Genomic DNA, 18,133 nt, shown 5'->3' with positions numbered 1-18,133 from the left:
GTACTGGGGTTAATGAGGTTGCTCAAATCCCGCTTTCACCATCTCTTCCCGGAACGCATTCGCGATGGCGCGGTTACCGCCGGTGACGGGGAAGATAACGTTATTTACCACATCGTCCAGGTAATGTTCATCGAACTCCTGCCGCGTAAGCTGTGAACCGCCTTCATCATTGATAGCAATAAACCCGTGGATATGATTACCTGCGTTTTTCGCTTTCAGGCTGTAACGGCCCATACTGCTGTTAATGGTGCTCATATGATCTCCTTGTTAACCATCGTGGATAAGTCATAGCAAGTGAGTCCATAGCAAATGACTGCCATAATTCTAGCCAGGGCGGGCCTGCGCATCTAAGAATTTTCTGTAAACAAAGCGCAGAGCGTGATCGCTATCGCGAAAAAAAGCTCGCAGAAACGAGCAGGATCTATTTATCTAACCCTTTGATAACAATGTAATGTGGTAAAAGCACCAGGGTGATTTTTTCCAGCATCGCCCGTAAGCTTAACGCTTAGCTGAAAGCGTAACCGCACATCTTCTTCTACACTTAAGTGGCTACACTGTAGTGACTTTTTTAATTTGGTGAGGAAAATGGAATGAAGATAATACTCTGGATCATCGCAATTATTTTTATTGTGGGCCTGCTGACGCTGACTGGCGTGTTTAAAATCCTGTTCTAAACGCCTCCCCGTAACGGGGAAGCTTCTCCCCGTTACCCTTTAGCCTGTGACGATATTCCCTTTGATGGCTGTCGATCGCTCTTTCTGATAAGCGCGCTTTTTTTACGTCGGGAAACAGGTCCTCCTGCCGCCGCGTAATAAGGCGTATCCAGCAAAGTCATCGGCTTATGGCAGTTTGCGCAAACTGCGCCATGATGATTGCCATAACGACTACCGCGAGTCGAAAACAAAAATTTACCACATCCACATTGCCCGCAACGCATGATCACGACACGCTTCTCCCTTTCGCTACAAATCTGGTACGTCACCAGCATTTATTTTATCAAAATGCGTCAAAAAAATGATAAATTTTATTTATTAATTATTGAGGGGGATGTTCACTTCTAACAACTTGATTTTAAGCTGTTCGCAGCCGCAGGTAGAATGAAAAGTGAGCGTATTCACGATAAAATTTCTTTCTTTAATCCTGTTTATTTCCCATTAGATGAAAGAAAAAACCAGTTTAAAATCGATTTCAGCTGTCATGTTTATTTAATGCGCTTTAAGGGACTGTGATTTTTGTTGAGATTCGCTCCCTCATTCAGACCAGGAGAGGCAAAATATTACGGCGGTGTTAAGCATTAACGCGCTGAATGTTTCCAGTATTTTGAGACGCGGTGTTAAAATAACATAAGTCTATTTATTGAGCGTTCATGTAGGCGGCCTTACTATAGCTGGATGCGGGAACCGGCTTTCATGAGAAAGCTGGTTTTCTATTTCTACTGATAGTACTCACTGGCACGGCACCACATGAAGTTAACTCTTACTCTACCGATTACCCTTTTATTATTGTTACTCACTACTGCCGGAACGGCGCAAGCCATCACGTTGGGTGAGGGGATCTCCAATACCTGGCAAAGTTTCAGCGGTAAAGTTGCTACGACCTGGAATGAGCCGGAGCACTACGACCTCTATGTGCCCGCCATCACCTGGCATAACCGGGCTACTTACGATCGCGAGCATATTGATAAGTACAATGAGCGTCCCTGGGGAGCGGGCGGCGGCATGTCGCGCTATGACGATAAGGGCAACTGGAACGGCCTCTATGTGATGGCCTTTAAGGATTCCTTCAACAAATGGGAACCCTTTGGCGGCTACGGCTGGGAAAAGATCTGGCGGCCGCTGGACGATGATAATTTTCGCCTTGGGCTGGGCTATACGGCCGGGATCACGGCGCGCGACAACTGGAAATATATCCCGGTTCCTGCCTTGCTGCCTCTCGCATCAATAGGTTACAACAAGGCGACCTTCCAGATGACTTATATTCCAGGCACACACAATAACGGCAACGTCTTCTTTGCCTGGTTCCGCTGGCAGTTTTGACCAGGGAGCTGCATTGAAATCATCTTGTACCGGCAAAAAAGGCGATATTTATCACTTTTTCGTCACTGACTACTGGACAAAAGCCTCGGCAATTGCTGTACTAACTGCCGACACAGTTTAGTGTCCATTTTTCATGTAAAGGTAATATAGATGTCTAAGATCAAAGGTAGCGTTAAGTGGTTTAATGAGTCCAAAGGATTCGGTTTCATTACTCCTGAAGATGGTAGCAAAGATGTGTTCGTACACTTCTCTGCCATCCAGAGCAACGGTTTCAAAACTCTCGCTGAAGGTCAGCGCGTAGAGTTCGAAATCACCAACGGTGCCAAAGGCCCATCTGCTGCTAACGTTGCCGCCATTTAAGTTATCAGACAGAATTCTAAAAACCCGCCGACTGGCGGGTTTTTTTTTGCCTGATACTTCACTTTTCCTCCAGCAAATGAGACTTCTTACTGCTGGCAGATAAAAAGGTTGCAGCGAAAAGGCTTACCTCCTGCTACCGCATTCATCCTTTATTACATCCGCTTAACATAGCCTGCTTGCTAAACCCTGGCTGAAGGCTATAACAATAGGTGATAAACCGATCCCCCTCATAGTAAGCAGGCTCATAACAGGAGAGAACGATGAAGATCCGCTTTGCGCAGGCGAATGACAGTTTTGCACTGAGTGCATTGTTAGCTGAACTTGGCTATGAGGGGACGGAAACGTTTATCGGACGGCGGCTGGAACAGCTTATCGACGATCCCACTGAGCGCCTGCTGATTGCCGAACAGGGAGAAACCATTCTCGGCTTTCTTTCGCTGCACTTTATTCCCCAGCTGGCGCTGGCGGGGGATTTTGCCCGCATCAGCTATTTTTGTATCGCCGAAGGTGAAAGAAGTAAAGGGGCGGGACAACAGCTGCTCCAGTTCGCAGAACAGCTGGCCGGGGCGCACGGCTGCGATCGTCTGGAGGTACACTGCCATGAGCGCCGTATCAAGGCTAATGCTTTCTATGAGCGGGAAGGCTACAGAGAGTCACCGCGTTACCTGATAAAGCCTCTGGCCCAGATTTAACCACGCAGGCAAGACGCTTGCTATCACTTCCACAATCGACCTGTACGGGATAAGAGCGCATCCGGCTCTGTCAGCGTCTGGCGAGCAGGCCCTTCAGGGAGCATCAATATGAAAGTTGCACTTGGGCAGTTTGCGGTCAGCCGCGACTGGCAGGACAATAGCGAAACCTGCATCAGCCTGATGAGGCGGGCGCTGGCGGGCGAAGCCGACCTGCTGCTGCTGCCGGAAGCTGTACTGGCACAGGATATAAGCGATCCCGACCGGGTTATTCAGGCAGCCCAGCCGCTGGATGGCCCTTTTCTGAAAAGGATACTTGCCGCCAGCCGGAATAATCAGCTGACCACGATCATGACTGTCCATGTTCCTGCTCAGGAAGGGAAAGTAAAGAATGTGCTGGTTGTGGTGCGGGATGGAGAGATCGTTGCGCGCTATGAAAAACTGCATCTTTATGACGCCTTCGCTATGCAGGAATCACGGAAGGTTATTTCTGGCAGTAAAGTGCCGCCGCTGGTCGAGGTGGCCGGCATGAAAGTGGGGCTGATGACCTGCTATGACGTGCGTTTTCCTGAACTGGCGCGCCGCCTGGCGCTGGAAGGGGCCGACGTACTGGTGCTGCCGGCCGCCTGGGTCAGAGGCCCGCTGAAAGAGATGCACTGGGAAGTGCTGGTGACAGCCCGCGCGCTGGAAAATACCTGTTATATGGTCGCGGTCGGCGAGTGTGGCCCGCGAAATATTGGCAACAGTCTGGTGGTCGATCCGCTGGGTGTCGCAACTGTTAAAGCGGGTGAAGGAGCAGGACTGATCTTTGCCGTGCTGGATCCTGCCCGTATCGCTCATGCCCGGAGCGTGCTGCCGGTGCTCGAAAATTGCCGTTTTGCCCCTCCTGAACTGAAATAAAACACGAAGTGGCGGAGCAAAGAGAGGCACCGGTGGATCAGCGTCTCCTGACGTCAGCGCTTTTCCTGCGGGGAGCCGATATTACTCTGTTACAGATTGCAGTTGTATTAACCGATCAACCGCGCGTTAATACAGGCTCTGACTATGACCTTAATCTTTTTCGGGTTAATTAAAGAAGGTAAGTATGGAAGGTATCAGTATTGCCAAACTGCTGATTGTCGGTGCTCTGATCGTTTTACTCTTTGGAACGAATAAGTTGCGTAGCCTTGGTGGCGATCTTGGCGCAGCGATCAAAGGGTTTAAAAAGGCGATGAGTGAAGATGATGCTGCCGTGCAGAAAGCGTCTGTGGCAGATGAGAAGCCGGCCGGGCAGGTAACGCACAAAGAGTAATCGCCCCGCAGGCAATAAAAAAACGGATGATAAAATCATCCGTTTTTTTATGCGGTGCCGAAAGTGTAAATGAGTGTAACCCGCAGGGCGTTAGCATCACGCCTGATGATTTATTTCACTTCCAGTCCTTTCGCCTGCATATCCGCATGATAGGAAGAGCGGACAAAGGGGCCGCAGGCTGCGTGGGTAAAGCCCATCTCCAGCGCGGCCTCTTTCATCTCGTCAAACTCCGCCGGGCTGACGTAGCGCTGTACCGGCAGGTGATGACGGCTTGGCTGCAGATACTGACCCAGGGTAAGCATAGTTACGCCGTGGCGGCGCAGATCGCGCATCACTTCCACGATCTCTGCATTGGTTTCGCCCAGGCCGACCATCAGTCCCGATTTAGTCGGCACATCAGGGTGCGCTTCTTTGAAACGCTCAAGCAGCTTCAGCGACCACTCGTAATTGGCGCCGGGGCGAACCTGACGGTAAACGCGCGGCACGTTTTCAAGGTTATGGTTGAAAACATCCGGTGGCGTGGCGGTAAGAATATCCAGCGCACGATCCATACGTCCACGGAAGTCAGGCACCAGCGTTTCGATTTTTATCGTGGGGTTTTTAGCGCGAATGGCCGTGATACAGTCAGCAAAATGCTGAGCGCCGCCGTCACGTAAATCGTCGCGGTCAACGGAAGTGATCACCACATAGCGAAGCCCCATATCCGCGATGGTCTGCGCCAGCTTTTCAGGCTCGTTGGCGTCGGGCGCAACCGGACGGCCATGTGCCACGTCGCAGAACGGGCAGCGGCGGGTGCAGATAGCCCCGAGGATCATAAAGGTCGCGGTGCCGTGGTTAAAACATTCTGCAAGGTTAGGGCAGGAGGCCTCTTCACAGACGGAGTGCAGGCCATTTTTTCGCATGGCAGCCTTAATGCCCTGAATGCGGCTGGAGTCAGCCGGGAGCTTGATTTTCATCCACTCCGGCTTGCGTAAAATCTCCGTGCGCTCGGTGACCACCGTTTTTACCGGGATCAGGGCCATTTTGTCTGCGTCGCGGTATTTTACGCCGCGTTCCATCTGAATGGGTTTACTCATAATCTTGCAAATTCCAGGTTGGCATGCGCTGAGGTCCGCATAAAACTCAGTGAGTTGTTGAACCGTCATCCCTCAGGATGGGGAATGACCGCATCGTGAATGCTTCAGATTGAGGTCTTCAACTTTTTTTGATAAAAGCGCAAAAATTATATCATCTCGCCGGGCGAGTTTCAGCCAGCCCGCGACAGAAAATGTGACGTAATTGTAAATCCGCACGTACGGTCACGCTTCAGGCAGGCTTTCGCCCTCGTGCCAGCGGACGCTGTCGATATGAAGCAGTCTGGCAAGATGCTCAATCAGCAGCGGCTGTACGTCTGCCAGCATCGTGCCTGGCTTGAGGGCGCTAAGCTGCGTCATCTCCAGGCCAGCATAGCCGCAGGGATTGATGCGCAGAAAGGGCGCTAAGTCCATATCCACATTCAGCGCCAGACCGTGAAATGAACAGCCGTTGCGAATGCGCAGGCCCAGCGAACAGATTTTTTTATCGCTGACGTAAACGCCAGGCGCATCGGGACGGCTTCTGGCCTCAATCGCAAAATGGGCCAGCGTCTCAATCACCGTTTGTTCCAGCGCGGTAACCAGCTGACGCACACCTACCTTCCGGCGCTTCAGGTTGATCATAACGTACATTACCTGCTGACCAGGACCGTGATAGGTCACCTGGCCGCCGCGATCGCTCTGCATCACCGGAATATCGCCCGGCATCAGCAAGTGCTCCGCCTTACCAGCCTGGCCCTGCGTAAAAACGGGAGGATGTTCAACCAGCCAGATTTCATCAGGCGTCTCATCATTGCGCCGGTCGGTGAAATGATGCATCGCCTCTGAAACAGGCGCCCAGGGCTGAAGGCCCAGTTGACGGATAAATAGAGTGTTCTGCGGCAAAACGCGTGGTCCGTTAGGAGAGTGAAGGGCAGTATAGCGCCGGCAGAGAGCAACAGCCAGACGCTCTCTGCCGGTAACGGTGCTTACAGCACCATACGAACAATTTCAATTTTACCTAACTCTTCATACAGCGTTTCCACCTGCTCGATATGTGTCGCAGTAATGGTGATGGAAACGGAATGATAGTTGCCTTTGCTGCTGGGCTTCACGTCCGGGGAGTAGTCGCCCGGCGCGTGACGCTGAACAACTTCCACAACTTGATCAACCAGTTCCGGCTGTGCCAGACCCATTACTTTATAGGTAAAGGGCGTTGGGAATTCGAGCAGTTCTTTCAGGTTGGTTTTCATGGGGGCTCCGGTAACGCCAAAACAAAGACTCCCGCCGCAGCGGGAGTCTACAGATGCTTCAAATATGGGGGGCATTTATGTCGAAATCAAGCGGTGAGTGCTGTGCTTAGCAGGACACTCTGTCAACTGAAATGCAAAACGTTAGCCAAACCAGTGGTGGAACATCAGCTTAATGTAATCAACAATGCGGCCAAAGAATCCACCTTCCGGCATATCGTTCAGCACGACCAGCGGATGCTGCTCGATCGTTTTGCCATCCAGCTGGAAGTTAATGGTGCCCACAACCTGATTTTTGGTTAAGGGTGCATGAAGCTCCGTATTGCTCAGGGTATAGCTGGCTTTGAGATCTTTCATACGTCCGCGGGGAATGGTCAGATAAACGTCATTCGCCACGCCCAGCTGTACGCGATCGCTGTTGCCAAACCAGACCGGTTCGGAGGCAAACTCTTTACCCGCTTTCAGCGGTGCCACGGTTTCAAAGAAGCGGAAGCCCCAGGTCAGCAGCTTTTTACTCTCTGTTTCACGTCCTTTATAGGTCCGGCCGCCCATTACGGCAGAAATCAGACGCATCTGGCCTTCGGTTGCCGACGCCACCAGGTTATAGCCTGCGGCGTTGGTATGGCCCGTCTTGATGCCGTCAACATGCAGGTTAGTATCCCACAGCAGACCGTTACGGTTGGTCTGACGAATGTTGTTATAAGTGAACTCTTTCTCTTTGTAGACAGCATACTCATCCGGAACATCACGGATTAGGGCGCGCCCAATCAGCGCCATATCGCGTGCGGAGCTGTACTGCCCGTCAGCATCCAGGCCATGAACGGTCTGGAAGTGGCTGTTTTTCAGGCCAAGCGCTTTAACGTAATTGTTCATCAGCCCGACGAACGCATCCTGACTACCGGCGACGTAATCCGCCATTGCCACACAGGCGTCATTACCCGACTGCAGTACAATACCGCGGGTCAGCTGGGAAACCGGCACCCTGTCGCCTGGCTTAAGAAACATCAGTGAGGAGCCTTTGAACACCGGATTGCCCGTTGCCCATGCATCTTTGCCGACGGTCACAATATCATCCTGACTAATTTTCCCCGCCTTAACGGCCTGACCGATGACATAGCTGGTCATCATTTTTGTCAGGCTGGCCGGGTCACGACGCGCGTCGGCATTTTTCTCGGCAAGCACTTTTCCTGAGTTATAGTCGATCAGGACGTAGGCTTCAGCATCAATGTCTGGCACACCGGGGATCATGGTTTTGATATTCACGTCATCGGCGTGGGCAAAGGTGGAGAGGCTGAGCAGTATCAGCGATCCTGCCGTCAGGCGTTTGAGCATTTTTGGGGAAGTCAGATTGTTCATGTAAGGACTACAACATCCGTGGGCTGAGTTAAAAAAGTGACTCACTATAGCAAAAGCAGTCCTGACCGGCATCCGTCTTTACCTGCTTAAGGTTAACAGATGTATCAAACTGTTAGCAGCTGACGGCCTGCCGGTAAGGCATTACATTTGGTCTGGTGCGACGGTGGTGATAAAGGATGACTGGCCTGCCTCGCTGGTCAGGCGCTGTTGCAGGGCGCTGGCCTGCTGACGGGAGGTAAACCGCCCGAGCTGAACGCGATAGACGTCGCCCTGGTGGCTTACCGCGCCCGGCACGCCGAACTGTTTGCTGAGGGTTTGCATCAGCGTTTTCGCGCGCGCGCCATCACGCAGCGCGCCGACCTGAACCGCGAAGCTACCTGAGGCCGCGGCGGACTGGCTGTTGGCGACGGCCGGAGCGGCGGCAGCCGCCGCGACTGGCGCGGCTGGGGCGACCGTTTCAGGCCCCTCAATCACACCATCAGGCAGCGGCTGAGGTGCGCCCAGGAAACCACTACTGCGCACCGGCGCGCCCATATTATCCTCGCTGCTCAGGCTATTGTTCTCCACCGGACGGACGTTAACCGCTTCCGTAGGGGACTGTGCAGGCTGAGTTGAGGCTGCGTCGGAAGCGCTGCCACCCATGATGGTCATGCCTCCGCCAATCTCCGGGCGGGGCGGTAGCGCATAGCTCTGTTTGGCGACCGTCGTCCCAATCGTGCCTGGGCCGGAGAGGGTGCCGTCAGGCGCGACGCTGATGTAGTCAACTTTGACGCGCGTATTATTGGAAATATTCAGCCGGTCGCCCGCCGCCCGGGAAAGGTCAATGATGCGGCCTGGGGTAAAAGGCCCCCGATCGTTAACCCGGACGACAATCTGGCGTCCGTTGGCGAGGTTGGTCACGCGGACATAGCTCGGCAGCGGCAGCGTGGGGTGCGCGGCGGTCAGCGCTTCCGGATCGAACTGTTCACCGGTCGCGGTGCGGTTGCCGTTGGCTTCTTCGCCATACCACGAGGCCAGTCCCGTTTCGCTGAAATTGGCCGGGTTTTTGACGATGTGCCAGGTCTTTCCATTTACGCTATAGTCCTGATTCGTGTCCGGATTGACGGGCTCATAGCGCGGCTCCACGCCGCCGATTTCAACGACAGGACCGTTATACACGGCCTGCTGTTGCGCGACTGGCGCCTGCTGGTCACTGGTGGTACAGGCTGCCAGCAGCGCTGACGCCAGGCTAATCCAAAGCCAATCCTTACGCATGTTCAAGCCTCTTAAACGCTTTTCGATAACAGTTTTCGGTGAGTATGAATCGACATAATAATGCCAAATCCGGCCATCAGGACAATCAGGGCAGAGCCGCCATAGCTGACCAGCGGCAGGGGAACCCCGACTACCGGCAGTATGCCACTAACCATGCCGATATTAACAAAAACATAGACGAAGAAAATCAGCATCAGGCCGCCAGCCATGACCCGTCCGAAGGTGGTCTGGGCTCTGGCGGCCATTACCAGACCGCGCATGATCAGCAGAATATAGAGCACCAGCAGCACCAGCACGCCGACCAATCCTAACTCTTCTGCCAGCACGGCGAAAATAAAGTCCGTATGTCGTTCCGGCAAAAACTCCAGCTGGGACTGGGTGCCATGGAGCCAGCCCTTTCCGCGCAGGCCGCCGGAACCGATAGCAATCTTGGACTGGATAATGTGATAGCCGGCACCGAGCGGATCGCTTTCCGGATCGAGCAGCATCATGACGCGATCCCGCTGATAGTCATGCATCAGAAAGAACCACAAAATGGGAATAAAGGCCGCAACCAGCGCCACGGCTACCGCAATCAGTTTCCAGCTCATCCCGGAAAGGAACAGCACGAAGAGGCCGGATGAGGCAATCAGGATCGAGGTGCCCAGGTCGGGCTGGGCCGCAACCAGCAGCGTGGGCATAAAGATCAGCACCAGCGCGATACCGGTATTTTTCAGCGTCGGCGGACAGACATCGCGGTTGATAAAGCGCGCCACCATCAAAGGCACAGCAATTTTGGCAATCTCAGAAGGCTGAAAACGCACTACCCCCAAATCCAGCCAGCGCTGTGCCCCTTTACTGATGTGGCCAAACGCATCCACGGCAATCAGCAGGAGCACGCAAACAATATAAAGATAGGGTGCCCAGCCTTCATAAACGCGGGGCGGGATCTGGGCCATAACCAGCATCACGATAACGCCTATCGCCACCTGGACAAGCTTACGCTCCATCATGCCCGGATCCTGTCCGCTGGCGCTCCACATCACCAGACAGCTGAAAACCAGCAGCGCTGAGATCAGCAGGAAAAACGTCGGGTCGACATGAATTCGGGTCCAGATCGTACGTTTCTGGTGACGGTCATTCATGATTATTCACCCTCATAGCCCAACGGCACCGGGGCGGCGTCAGGCAGGTTGGTATTGTTATCCCCGAGCATGATGTGATCGAGAATCTGGCGCATGATGGTGCCGACCGCCGGGCCTGCGCCGCCATTCTCCAGAATCATCGCGATCGCCACGCGGGGGTTTTCATAAGGGGCGTAGGCCGTCATCAGCTTGTGGTCCCTCAAATGTTCGGCAATTTTATGCGCGTTATAGGTTTCATTCGCCTTCAGGCCATAGACCTGAGCCGTCCCGGACTTCGCGGCGATTTTATAAGGGGCGTCGGAAAAGCTTTTCCGTGCGGTGCCGTTGGGGCGGTTCGCCACACCGTACAGGCCATCTTTTGCGATCTCCCAGTAGCCGGAGTGGATATCGGCAATCGGCGCGGATTCCGGCTGACGCCACGGCACCTTCACATTATTTTCCATATAGGATTTCATCAGGTGCGGCGTTTTAACCATACCGTCGTTGATTAGCGTCATCATCGCTTTGTTCATCTGCACCGGCGTGGCCGTCCAGTAGCCCTGGCCGATGCCGACCGGGATGGTATCGCCCTGATACCAGGGCTTTTTGTAACGCTTCATCTTCCATTCACGGGTCGGCATGTTGCCCGCCGTCTCTTCGGTCAGATCGATACCGGTAAGATGACCGTAGCCAAATTTGCTCATCCATTCAGAGAGGCGGTCGATGCCCATGTCGTAAGCGACCTGATAGAAAAAGGTATCCGCCGACTCTTCCAGCGATTTCGTGACGTTCAGGCGGCCATGGCCCCAATGCTTCCAGTCGCGAAAGCGCTTTTCAGAGCCGGGTAGCTGCCACCAGCCGGGATCGAACAGGCTGGTGTTTTTGGTGATAACGCCGCTGGTCAGCGCGGAAACGGCAATAAAAGGCTTCACGGTGGAAGCCGGGGGATAGGCGCCCTGCGTGGTACGGTTGATCAGCGGCCGGTCAGGATCGTTGAGCAGCCGGTTGTAATCCTTGCTGCTGATGCCATCCACAAACAGATTTGGGTCGTAGCTGGGCGTAGAAACCAGGGCAAGAATATCGCCATTTCTGGGATCGGTCACCACCACGGCGGCGCGGCTGCCGGCCAGTAGGGTTTCAATATATTGCTGTAGCGCCAGGTCAATAGTCAGGTAGATATCCTGACCGGCCTGGGGAGGCTGTTCATGGAGCTGGCGGATTACCCGACCGCGGTTATTCACTTCAACTTCTTCAAAGCCGGTTTTGCCGTGCAGCATATCTTCGTAATAGCGTTCAATGCCCAGCTTGCCGATATCGTTGGTGGCCGCATAGTTAGGCCATTTACCCTCTTTATCCAGGCGTTCGACATCACGGTCGTTAATTTTGGAGACGTAGCCCAGCACGTGCGTCAGCGCCGAGCTATAGGGATAGTAACGCCGCTGATAGCCTTTCACTTCGACGCCAGGAAAAGCGTACTGATTTACCGCAAAGCGGGCGACCTGAACATCGTTCAGCCCGGTTTTAATCGTAATAGAGGTAAAGCGACGGGAGCGCTTGCGCTCTTTTTCAAAAGCGGCCAGATCCTCATCGGTCAGATCGACGATAGGCCGGAGTGCCTGCAAGGTCTTTTGCAGATCGTCGACCTTTTCCGGCACGAGCTCAATCTGATAGATGGTCCTGTTCAGCGCCAGCGGAATACCGTTGCGATCGAAAATGATCCCACGGCTGGGTGCCACCGGCACCAGTTTGATGCGGTTAGCGTTGGAGCGGGTACTGTAGTCACTGTAACGGAGGATTTGCAGATGATACAGATTGGCGACCAGAACGGAAGAAAGCAGTAAAATCCCTGCAAAAGCGATCAGCGCCCGGCGAACAAACAGCGTCTGCTCGGCGGTATAGTCACGAAATGAGTTACGTTTTAATTTCATCCGCTGCTTAAGTCTGTCCGGTTAACCCTGTCGCTTACTCGCGATGATAGGGGTGATTCGCAGTAATGCTCCATGCACGATACAGGCTCTCTGCAACCAACACGCGAACCAGCGGATGGGGCAGGGTGAGTGCAGAGAGTGACCAGCTTTGTTCCGCTGCCGCCTTGCAGGCGGGTGAAAGCCCTTCCGGGCCGCCAATCAGCAGGCTGACGTCGCGGCCATCCTGCTTCCAGCGTTCAAGCTGGGTAGCCAGCTGCGGGGTTTCCCACGGGTGACCGGGGATATCCAGCGTGACGATGCGGTTCCCTTTACCTACGGCTCCCAGCATCAGCTCTCCCTCTTTTTCAAGGATGCGCTTGATATCCGCGTTTTTGCCCCGTTTGCCCGCCGGCACTTCCGTCAGCTCAAAAGGCATATCTTTCGGGAAGCGGCGCAGGTACTCCATAAATCCGGTTTGTACCCAATCCGGCATTTTGGTTCCCACGGCGACCAGCTGGAGCTTCACTTTTTAGCTCCAGAGCTTTTCGAGTTCGTACAGACGGCGGCTCTCTTCCTGCATTACGTGCACAATGACGTCACCGAGATCGACCACGACCCAGTCTGAGGTCACTTTACCCTCAATGCCTAACGGCTTGAGGCCGGCAGCGCGGCTTTCCTGCATCACGTGATCGGCAATGGACGCAACATGGCGCGTGGAATTACCGGTGCAGATAATCATGCAGTCGGTGATGCTGGACTTGCCCTGCACGTTGACAGCAACAATATCCTGGCCTTTCAAATCGTCGATCTTATCGATGACGAAGTCTTGGAGTGCTTTACCTTGCAAAAGGTTCCCCCTCGGGTGTGTGAGTGTGGCATACGATTTTTCCGAAGCGTTCCGGAAAATTTAGCGGCGAAGTATACCATGAGGTTTGGGCTTTCGATATAAACCCTCATCATTGATAAAGGCCAGAACGGCGGCGGGAAGAAGCGTGTCGCAGGCTGCACCGCAATGCAGACGCTGGCGGATCTCCGTTGCGGAAATGGGAAGCAGAGGCGTCTCTGCCAGAAATACTTTACCGGCGGCGCTCTCATGCAGTGCCTGAGGCGTATGCACCTGATGCTGATGCAGCCACTCTTGTAATAGTGGACTGGCCATCTCGCGATCGTAGCCGGGACGTTTACTGACCAGCAGGTGCGCAAATGACAACAGATCCTGCCAGCGATGCCATTTGGGCAGAGAGAGCAGAGAGTCATACCCGATGATAAAAGCCAGAGGCTGCGCCTGTCCGCGGGCTTCCCGGAGCGCGGCCAGCGTCTCAATAGTGTAAGAGGGCGTTTGCCGATCCATTTCCCGCAAATCAAGATCGAAAAGCGAGTTACCCGCTATCGCCCGCCTCACCATCTCAATACGCTGAGCGGGCGACGCTTCTGGCTGTGGCCGGTGCGGCGGGACATTGTTTGGCAGCAGGGTGACTTTTTTCAGCCCGACCTGTTCAGCAAGGATCTCTACCGGCTTCAGATGACCATAATGAATGGGGTCAAACGTGCCGCCAAAAAGCGCGTGCAGCGTATTCTCAGACATCACAAAAATGCTCCGGAAAATTTTTACTGCACAGCAGCAGCGACAGAGTTTCAAGTTCCGGCCAGACATCCTGCCCATAATCCTGTTTGAGCTTCAGCTCCACGCGGGTCAGCAGGCTGACTGCCTGAGCAACCTGGCGGGCCGGGAGCCGTTGCAGCGCCTCGGTAAACAGGGGACGGCGGTTCTGCCAGACGCGATGCTGGTCAAACAGGGTACGCAGCGGCGTATTTTGCATCTGGCGCTGAAGCGTCAGCAGCAGCATCAGCTCACGCTGCAGCGTTCTCAGCATAATTACCGGTTCGCTCTCTTCCGCCTTCATCTGACGCAGAATATGGCGCGCCCGTTTAGCTTTGCCGGCCAGCAGGGCATCAACCCAGTGAAATGGCGTGAAGTGAGCCGCATCATTAACGGCTTCTTCGACTCTCGGCAGCGTCAGTTTGCCATCCGGCCAGAGCAGCGACAGGCGCTCAAGCGCCTGCGACAGCGCCAGCAAATTCCCTTCATAACAGTAGCAGAGAAGCTGTATCGCCGCGTCATCCAGCGTCAGCCTGAGGTGCTTTCCACGGGCCGCCACCCAGCGCGGCAGCTGTGCCTGTTCCGGCGTCTGACAGGGAACCACCACGCCGTGGGCGCTCAGGGCTTTAAACCAGGCGCTGTTCTCCTGGGCTTTGGTCAGTTTCCCGCCGCGCAGCAGCAGCAGGATATCCGGATGAAGGAGCGTGGAGAGCCTGACCAGCTGTTCGCCGATAGCGGCATTGGGGCCGTTTTCCGGCAGCATCAGCATCAGCGTCTGGCGGCTGGAGAAGAGGCTGAGCGCCTGACAGGTAGAAAAAATCGCGTCCCAGTCTGTTTGGGCATCAAGGGCTACGCTGAAGTGTTCAGTAAACCCCTGCTGCTGCGCGGCAGCGCGCACCGCATCCTGGGCTTCCTGAAGCAGAAGAGGTTCATTGCCGGTAAGAATATAGCAGGCGCGCAGCCCGTCATGAAGCTGCGCGCTCAGCTGTTCAGGATAGATCCTGATCATTTGGCATAGGTATCGTCAGGCATGGCGGTACGGGGAGATGGTTGATCCATCGCTGACGGCGTGGCGTTCAGCGTATCTATTGAGCTGTCCTTCTCCGCCGCGTGTACGGTCAGCAATTTACGCACCAGCTGTTCTGCGGCCTGCGTCCGCATTTCACTGTAGATAATATTTTGCTCTGAGTCTTTCGCCAGCGCCGCCAGGGGGTTATCGAAGAAGGAACGATAAACCGTGGCGCGGATAGGATAGATCCCCTTATTCGGGATCAACACCTGGGCGCGGACGGTCATGACCATTGAGTACTCCGCCGTTTTACCGTCCTGAAAAATTGAGGCGGTATCACGGCCAAGCGTTGCGCCCTGCAGGCGCAGTGACGGAACATCCGTACGCTCACCGGGATCGTCAAGGATAGTCACATCGTTCAGACGCAGCTGCTCGCGTACCGCACGCGTCAGCGGCCCGTAAGGATCGGACGTGTCAACAATCATGGTTTTCATCTCGGGCGGGACCGAGGTGGTCCCGCGCAGATGAAAGCCGCAACCGGCGGTGATCAACACCGCCAGGCCAACAACCAGAGAGATAATAGGATGTCGCACAGTTCCTCCTGACATCAGCCCACGACCAGGTTAAGCAGCTTGCCCGGTACGTAAATCACTTTACGAATGGTAACGCCAGCAAGATATTTGGCGACCAGATGCTCCTGCGCGGCACGCGCCTGAACCTGTTCCTGAGTGGCATCGGCCGGAACGGTAATTTTGCCACGGACCTTACCATTAACCTGCACGACCACCAGCAAAGAGTCTTCAACCATGGCCGCTTCGTCAGCCTGCGGCCATATGGCGTTGTCCACGTCGCCCGACCCGCCCAGCGCCTGCCAGAGAGTGAAGCAGGCGTGCGGCGTGAACGGATAAAGCATGCGGACCACGGCCAGCAGGGCTTCCTGCATCAGCGCACGATCCTGCTCCGTTTCCTGCGGCGCACGAGCCAGCTTGTTCATCAGCTCCATAATGGCCGCGATAGCGGTGTTAAAGGTCTGGCGACGGCCAATATCATCGGCCACCTTGGCGATGGTTTTGTGCAGATCGCGGCGCAGCGCCTTCTGCTCATCGTTCAGACCGGCCACATCAAGCGCTGCCGTCGCGCCTTTTTCAGTATGTTCAAAGACCAGACGCCAGACGCGTTTCAGGAAGCGGTTTGCGCCTTCAACGCCCGACTCCTGCCATTCCAGCGTCATCTCTGCCGGTGAGGCAAACATCATAAACAGACGGACGGTATCCGCGCCGTAGCGCTCAACCATAACCTGTGGGTCAATGCCGTTGTTTTTTGACTTGGACATCTTGCTCATACCGGCGTAAACCAGTTCGTGACCCGCTTCGTCGGTGGCTTTGAGGATACGGCCTTTCTCGTCGCGCTCAACGGTAACATCAGCCGGTGAAACCCAGTTGCGCTCGCCGTTTACGCCGTGATAGTAGAAGGCGTCAGCCAGTACCATCCCCTGACACAGCAGACGTTTGGCAGGCTCATCGGAGTTGACCAGCCCGGCATCGCGCAGCAGTTTGTGGAAGAAGCGGAAATAGAGCAGGTGCATGATCGCATGCTCAATACCGCCCACATACTGATCGACCGGCAGCCAGTAGTTGGCCGCAGCCGGGTCCAGCATGCCTTTATCGTAGTCCGGGCAGGTGTAGCGCGCATAGTACCAGGAGGACTCCATAAAGGTGTCGAAGGTATCGGTTTCGCGCAGGGCCGGCTGGCCGTTTACGGTAGTTTTGGCCCACTCAGGATCGGCTTTGATCGGGCTGGTAATGCCATCCATCACCACATCTTCCGGCAGGATCACCGGCAGCTGATCCTCAGGCGTTGGCATTACGGTGCCATCTTCCAGTGTCACCATGGGGATAGGCGCGCCCCAGTAGCGCTGGCGGGAAACTCCCCAGTCGCGCAGGCGGTAGTTCACCTTACGGGTGCCGACGCCTGTGCTGGCCAGCTTGTCCGCAATGGCGTTAAAGCCCTCTTCATAGCTCAGGCCGTCAAACTCGCCGGAATTAAACAGCGTGCCTTTTTCGGTCATTGCAGAGGCGCTGAGATCCGGTTCGGTGCCGTCGCCGTTAAGGATGACAGGCTTGATCGGCAAGTCGTATTTGCTGGCAAACTCCCAGTCGCGCTGATCGTGGCCAGGAACCGCCATCACCGCACCGGTGCCGTATTCCATCAGCACGAAATTTGCGACCCACACCGGCACGCTGTCACCGGTCAGTGGATGCACGGCAAACAGGCCGGTAGCCATTCCTTTTTTCTCCATCGTGGCCATCTCGGCCTCGGCCACTTTGGTGTTGCGGCATTCTGCGATGAAGTCAGCCAGCGCCGGATTGGACGCGGCGGCCTGGGCGGCCAGCGGATGGCCTGCGGCCACGGCCAGGTAAGTCACGCCCATAAAGGTATCGGGACGGGTGGTATAAACGCTCAGCTTTTCGCTGCTCTCTTTAACGCTGAATTCAATCTCCACCCCTTCAGAGCGGCCAATCCAGTTACGCTGCATGGTTTTGACCTGCTCAGGCCAGCTTTCCAGCGTATCGAGATCGTTTAACAGCTCATCGGCGTAGTCGGTAATTTTGACGAACCACTGCGGGATCTCTTTACGTTCGACTTTGGTATCGCAGCGCCAGCAGCAGCCGTCGATAACCTGTTCATTGGCCAGAACGGTTTGGTCGTTCGGGCACCAGTTCACGGCGGAGGTCTTTTTGTAAACCAGCCCTTTTTCATAGAGGCGGGTAAAGAACCACTGCTCCCAGCGATAATATTCAGGCTGGCAGGTCGCCAGTTCGCGATTCCAGTCGTAGCCGAAGCCCAGCAGCTTAAGCTGGTTCTTCATATAGGCGATGTTATCGTAGGTCCAGGGGGCAGGAGCCGTGTTGTTTTTGACGGCTGCGCCTTCTGCCGGCAGGCCAAACGCATCCCAGCCAATCGGCTGCAGAACATTTTTACCTAACATGCGCTGATAGCGGGAGATCACATCACCGATGGTGTAGTTGCGGACGTGGCCCATATGTAGGCGGCCAGAAGGATAGGGGAGCATGGAGAGGCAGTAATACTTCTCTTTACCTTCCTCTTCCGTCACTTTGAACGTTTGCTTCTCTTCCCAGTGTTGCTGAACGTGGGATTCTATCTCTTCCGGGCGATATTGCTCTTGCATGGTAGCCAGTGGTCCTTTGTAAATAGCGCTAAATCC

Annotated in this window: 20 protein-coding genes; 6 read left to right on the top strand and 14 right to left on the bottom strand. The window is 54.8% G+C overall.

Going from position 1 to position 18,133, the window contains the following annotated elements:
- Positions 1-9: 9 nt before the first annotated feature.
- Positions 10-255 (bottom strand): hypothetical protein, encoded by a 246-nt coding sequence (locus AAH446_RS05765; protein ID WP_342905715.1) that lies wholly within the window; start codon positions 253-255, stop codon positions 10-12.
- Between the two features lie 335 nt (positions 256-590).
- Between AAH446_RS05765 and AAH446_RS19735 the strand changes: the two genes are divergently transcribed.
- The 6 genes from AAH446_RS19735 to tatE all read left to right on the top strand — a co-directional run bounded on the left by AAH446_RS19735 (position 591) and on the right by tatE (position 4,376).
- On the top strand, positions 591-674 hold the full coding sequence (locus AAH446_RS19735; RefSeq protein WP_442897173.1) for a small membrane protein YohP: 84 nt from the start codon (positions 591-593) through the stop codon (positions 672-674).
- 789 nt (positions 675-1,463) lie between these two features.
- Entirely contained in the window at positions 1,464-2,036 is a 573-nt protein-coding gene (pagP, locus tag AAH446_RS05760; RefSeq protein ID WP_342905714.1) for a lipid IV(A) palmitoyltransferase PagP, read from the top strand.
- A gap of 150 nt (positions 2,037-2,186) precedes the next feature.
- Positions 2,187-2,396: a transcription antiterminator/RNA stability regulator CspE gene (cspE, locus tag AAH446_RS05755; RefSeq protein WP_004156612.1), complete on the top strand. Its 210-nt coding sequence runs from the start codon at positions 2,187-2,189 to the stop codon at positions 2,394-2,396.
- A gap of 260 nt (positions 2,397-2,656) precedes the next feature.
- The gene (locus AAH446_RS05750; protein WP_342905713.1) at positions 2,657-3,088 is read left to right on the top strand and encodes a GNAT family N-acetyltransferase; all 432 of its coding nucleotides are present in this window, start codon (positions 2,657-2,659) and stop codon (positions 3,086-3,088) included.
- A 108-nt stretch (positions 3,089-3,196) separates the two neighbouring features.
- Positions 3,197-3,985, top strand: a complete 789-nt coding sequence (locus AAH446_RS05745; protein ID WP_342905712.1) for a deaminated glutathione amidase — start codon at positions 3,197-3,199, stop codon at positions 3,983-3,985.
- Positions 3,986-4,169: 184 nt separating this feature from the next.
- On the top strand, positions 4,170-4,376 hold the full coding sequence (tatE, locus tag AAH446_RS05740) for a twin-arginine translocase subunit TatE (protein ID WP_342905711.1): 207 nt from the start codon (positions 4,170-4,172) through the stop codon (positions 4,374-4,376).
- Positions 4,377-4,486: 110 nt separating this feature from the next.
- On the opposite strand, the gene lipA is transcribed toward tatE, so the two are convergent.
- From lipA to leuS, 13 genes are all read right to left on the bottom strand, one after another.
- Entirely contained in the window at positions 4,487-5,452 is a 966-nt protein-coding gene (gene lipA / locus AAH446_RS05735) for a lipoyl synthase (RefSeq protein WP_342905710.1), read from the bottom strand.
- A 222-nt stretch (positions 5,453-5,674) separates the two neighbouring features.
- Positions 5,675-6,334 carry a lipoyl(octanoyl) transferase LipB gene (gene lipB / locus AAH446_RS05730; RefSeq protein WP_342905709.1) on the bottom strand — a complete coding sequence of 220 codons (660 nt, stop codon included), beginning with the start codon at positions 6,332-6,334 and terminating at the stop codon, positions 5,675-5,677.
- An 83-nt stretch (positions 6,335-6,417) separates the two neighbouring features.
- Entirely contained in the window at positions 6,418-6,681 is a 264-nt protein-coding gene (ybeD, locus tag AAH446_RS05725) for a DUF493 family protein YbeD (protein WP_158783723.1), read from the bottom strand.
- A gap of 141 nt (positions 6,682-6,822) precedes the next feature.
- Positions 6,823-8,034, bottom strand: coding sequence for a D-alanyl-D-alanine carboxypeptidase DacA (dacA, locus tag AAH446_RS05720; protein ID WP_342905708.1), 1,212 nt, complete (start codon positions 8,032-8,034; stop codon positions 6,823-6,825).
- A gap of 141 nt (positions 8,035-8,175) precedes the next feature.
- On the bottom strand, positions 8,176-9,288 hold the full coding sequence (gene rlpA, locus AAH446_RS05715; RefSeq protein ID WP_342905707.1) for an endolytic peptidoglycan transglycosylase RlpA: 1,113 nt from the start codon (positions 9,286-9,288) through the stop codon (positions 8,176-8,178).
- An 11-nt stretch (positions 9,289-9,299) separates the two neighbouring features.
- Entirely contained in the window at positions 9,300-10,412 is a 1,113-nt protein-coding gene (gene mrdB / locus AAH446_RS05710) for a peptidoglycan glycosyltransferase MrdB (protein ID WP_342905706.1), read from the bottom strand.
- Between the two features lie 2 nt (positions 10,413-10,414).
- Positions 10,415-12,319 (bottom strand): peptidoglycan DD-transpeptidase MrdA, encoded by a 1,905-nt coding sequence (mrdA, locus tag AAH446_RS05705; protein WP_342905705.1) that lies wholly within the window; start codon positions 12,317-12,319, stop codon positions 10,415-10,417.
- Between the two features lie 34 nt (positions 12,320-12,353).
- Entirely contained in the window at positions 12,354-12,824 is a 471-nt protein-coding gene (rlmH, locus tag AAH446_RS05700) for a 23S rRNA (pseudouridine(1915)-N(3))-methyltransferase RlmH (protein WP_342905704.1), read from the bottom strand.
- Positions 12,825-12,827: 3 nt separating this feature from the next.
- On the bottom strand, positions 12,828-13,145 hold the full coding sequence (rsfS, locus tag AAH446_RS05695; protein WP_342905703.1) for a ribosome silencing factor: 318 nt from the start codon (positions 13,143-13,145) through the stop codon (positions 12,828-12,830).
- A 60-nt stretch (positions 13,146-13,205) separates the two neighbouring features.
- Positions 13,206-13,883, bottom strand: a complete 678-nt coding sequence (gene nadD, locus AAH446_RS05690) for a nicotinate-nucleotide adenylyltransferase (protein WP_342905702.1) — start codon at positions 13,881-13,883, stop codon at positions 13,206-13,208.
- Positions 13,876-14,907, bottom strand: a complete 1,032-nt coding sequence (gene holA, locus AAH446_RS05685) for a DNA polymerase III subunit delta (protein ID WP_342905701.1) — start codon at positions 14,905-14,907, stop codon at positions 13,876-13,878. The genes nadD and holA overlap by 8 nt, the downstream gene beginning before the upstream one ends.
- Positions 14,904-15,500 (bottom strand): LPS assembly lipoprotein LptE, encoded by a 597-nt coding sequence (lptE, locus tag AAH446_RS05680; protein ID WP_342905700.1) that lies wholly within the window; start codon positions 15,498-15,500, stop codon positions 14,904-14,906. Before lptE ends, holA begins: the two co-directional genes overlap by 4 nt.
- Before the next feature lie 14 nt (positions 15,501-15,514).
- Positions 15,515-18,097, bottom strand: coding sequence for a leucine--tRNA ligase (gene leuS, locus AAH446_RS05675; protein WP_342905699.1), 2,583 nt, complete (start codon positions 18,095-18,097; stop codon positions 15,515-15,517).
- Positions 18,098-18,133: the final 36 nt, after the last annotated feature.

Origin of the sequence: Erwinia psychrophila (assembly GCF_039023475.1) — a bacterium.
Classification (GTDB): Bacteria; Pseudomonadota; Gammaproteobacteria; order Enterobacterales; family Enterobacteriaceae; genus Erwinia.
The sequence above is the reverse complement of the archived record's forward strand: the minus strand, read 5'-3'. Positions and strand labels throughout refer to the sequence as shown.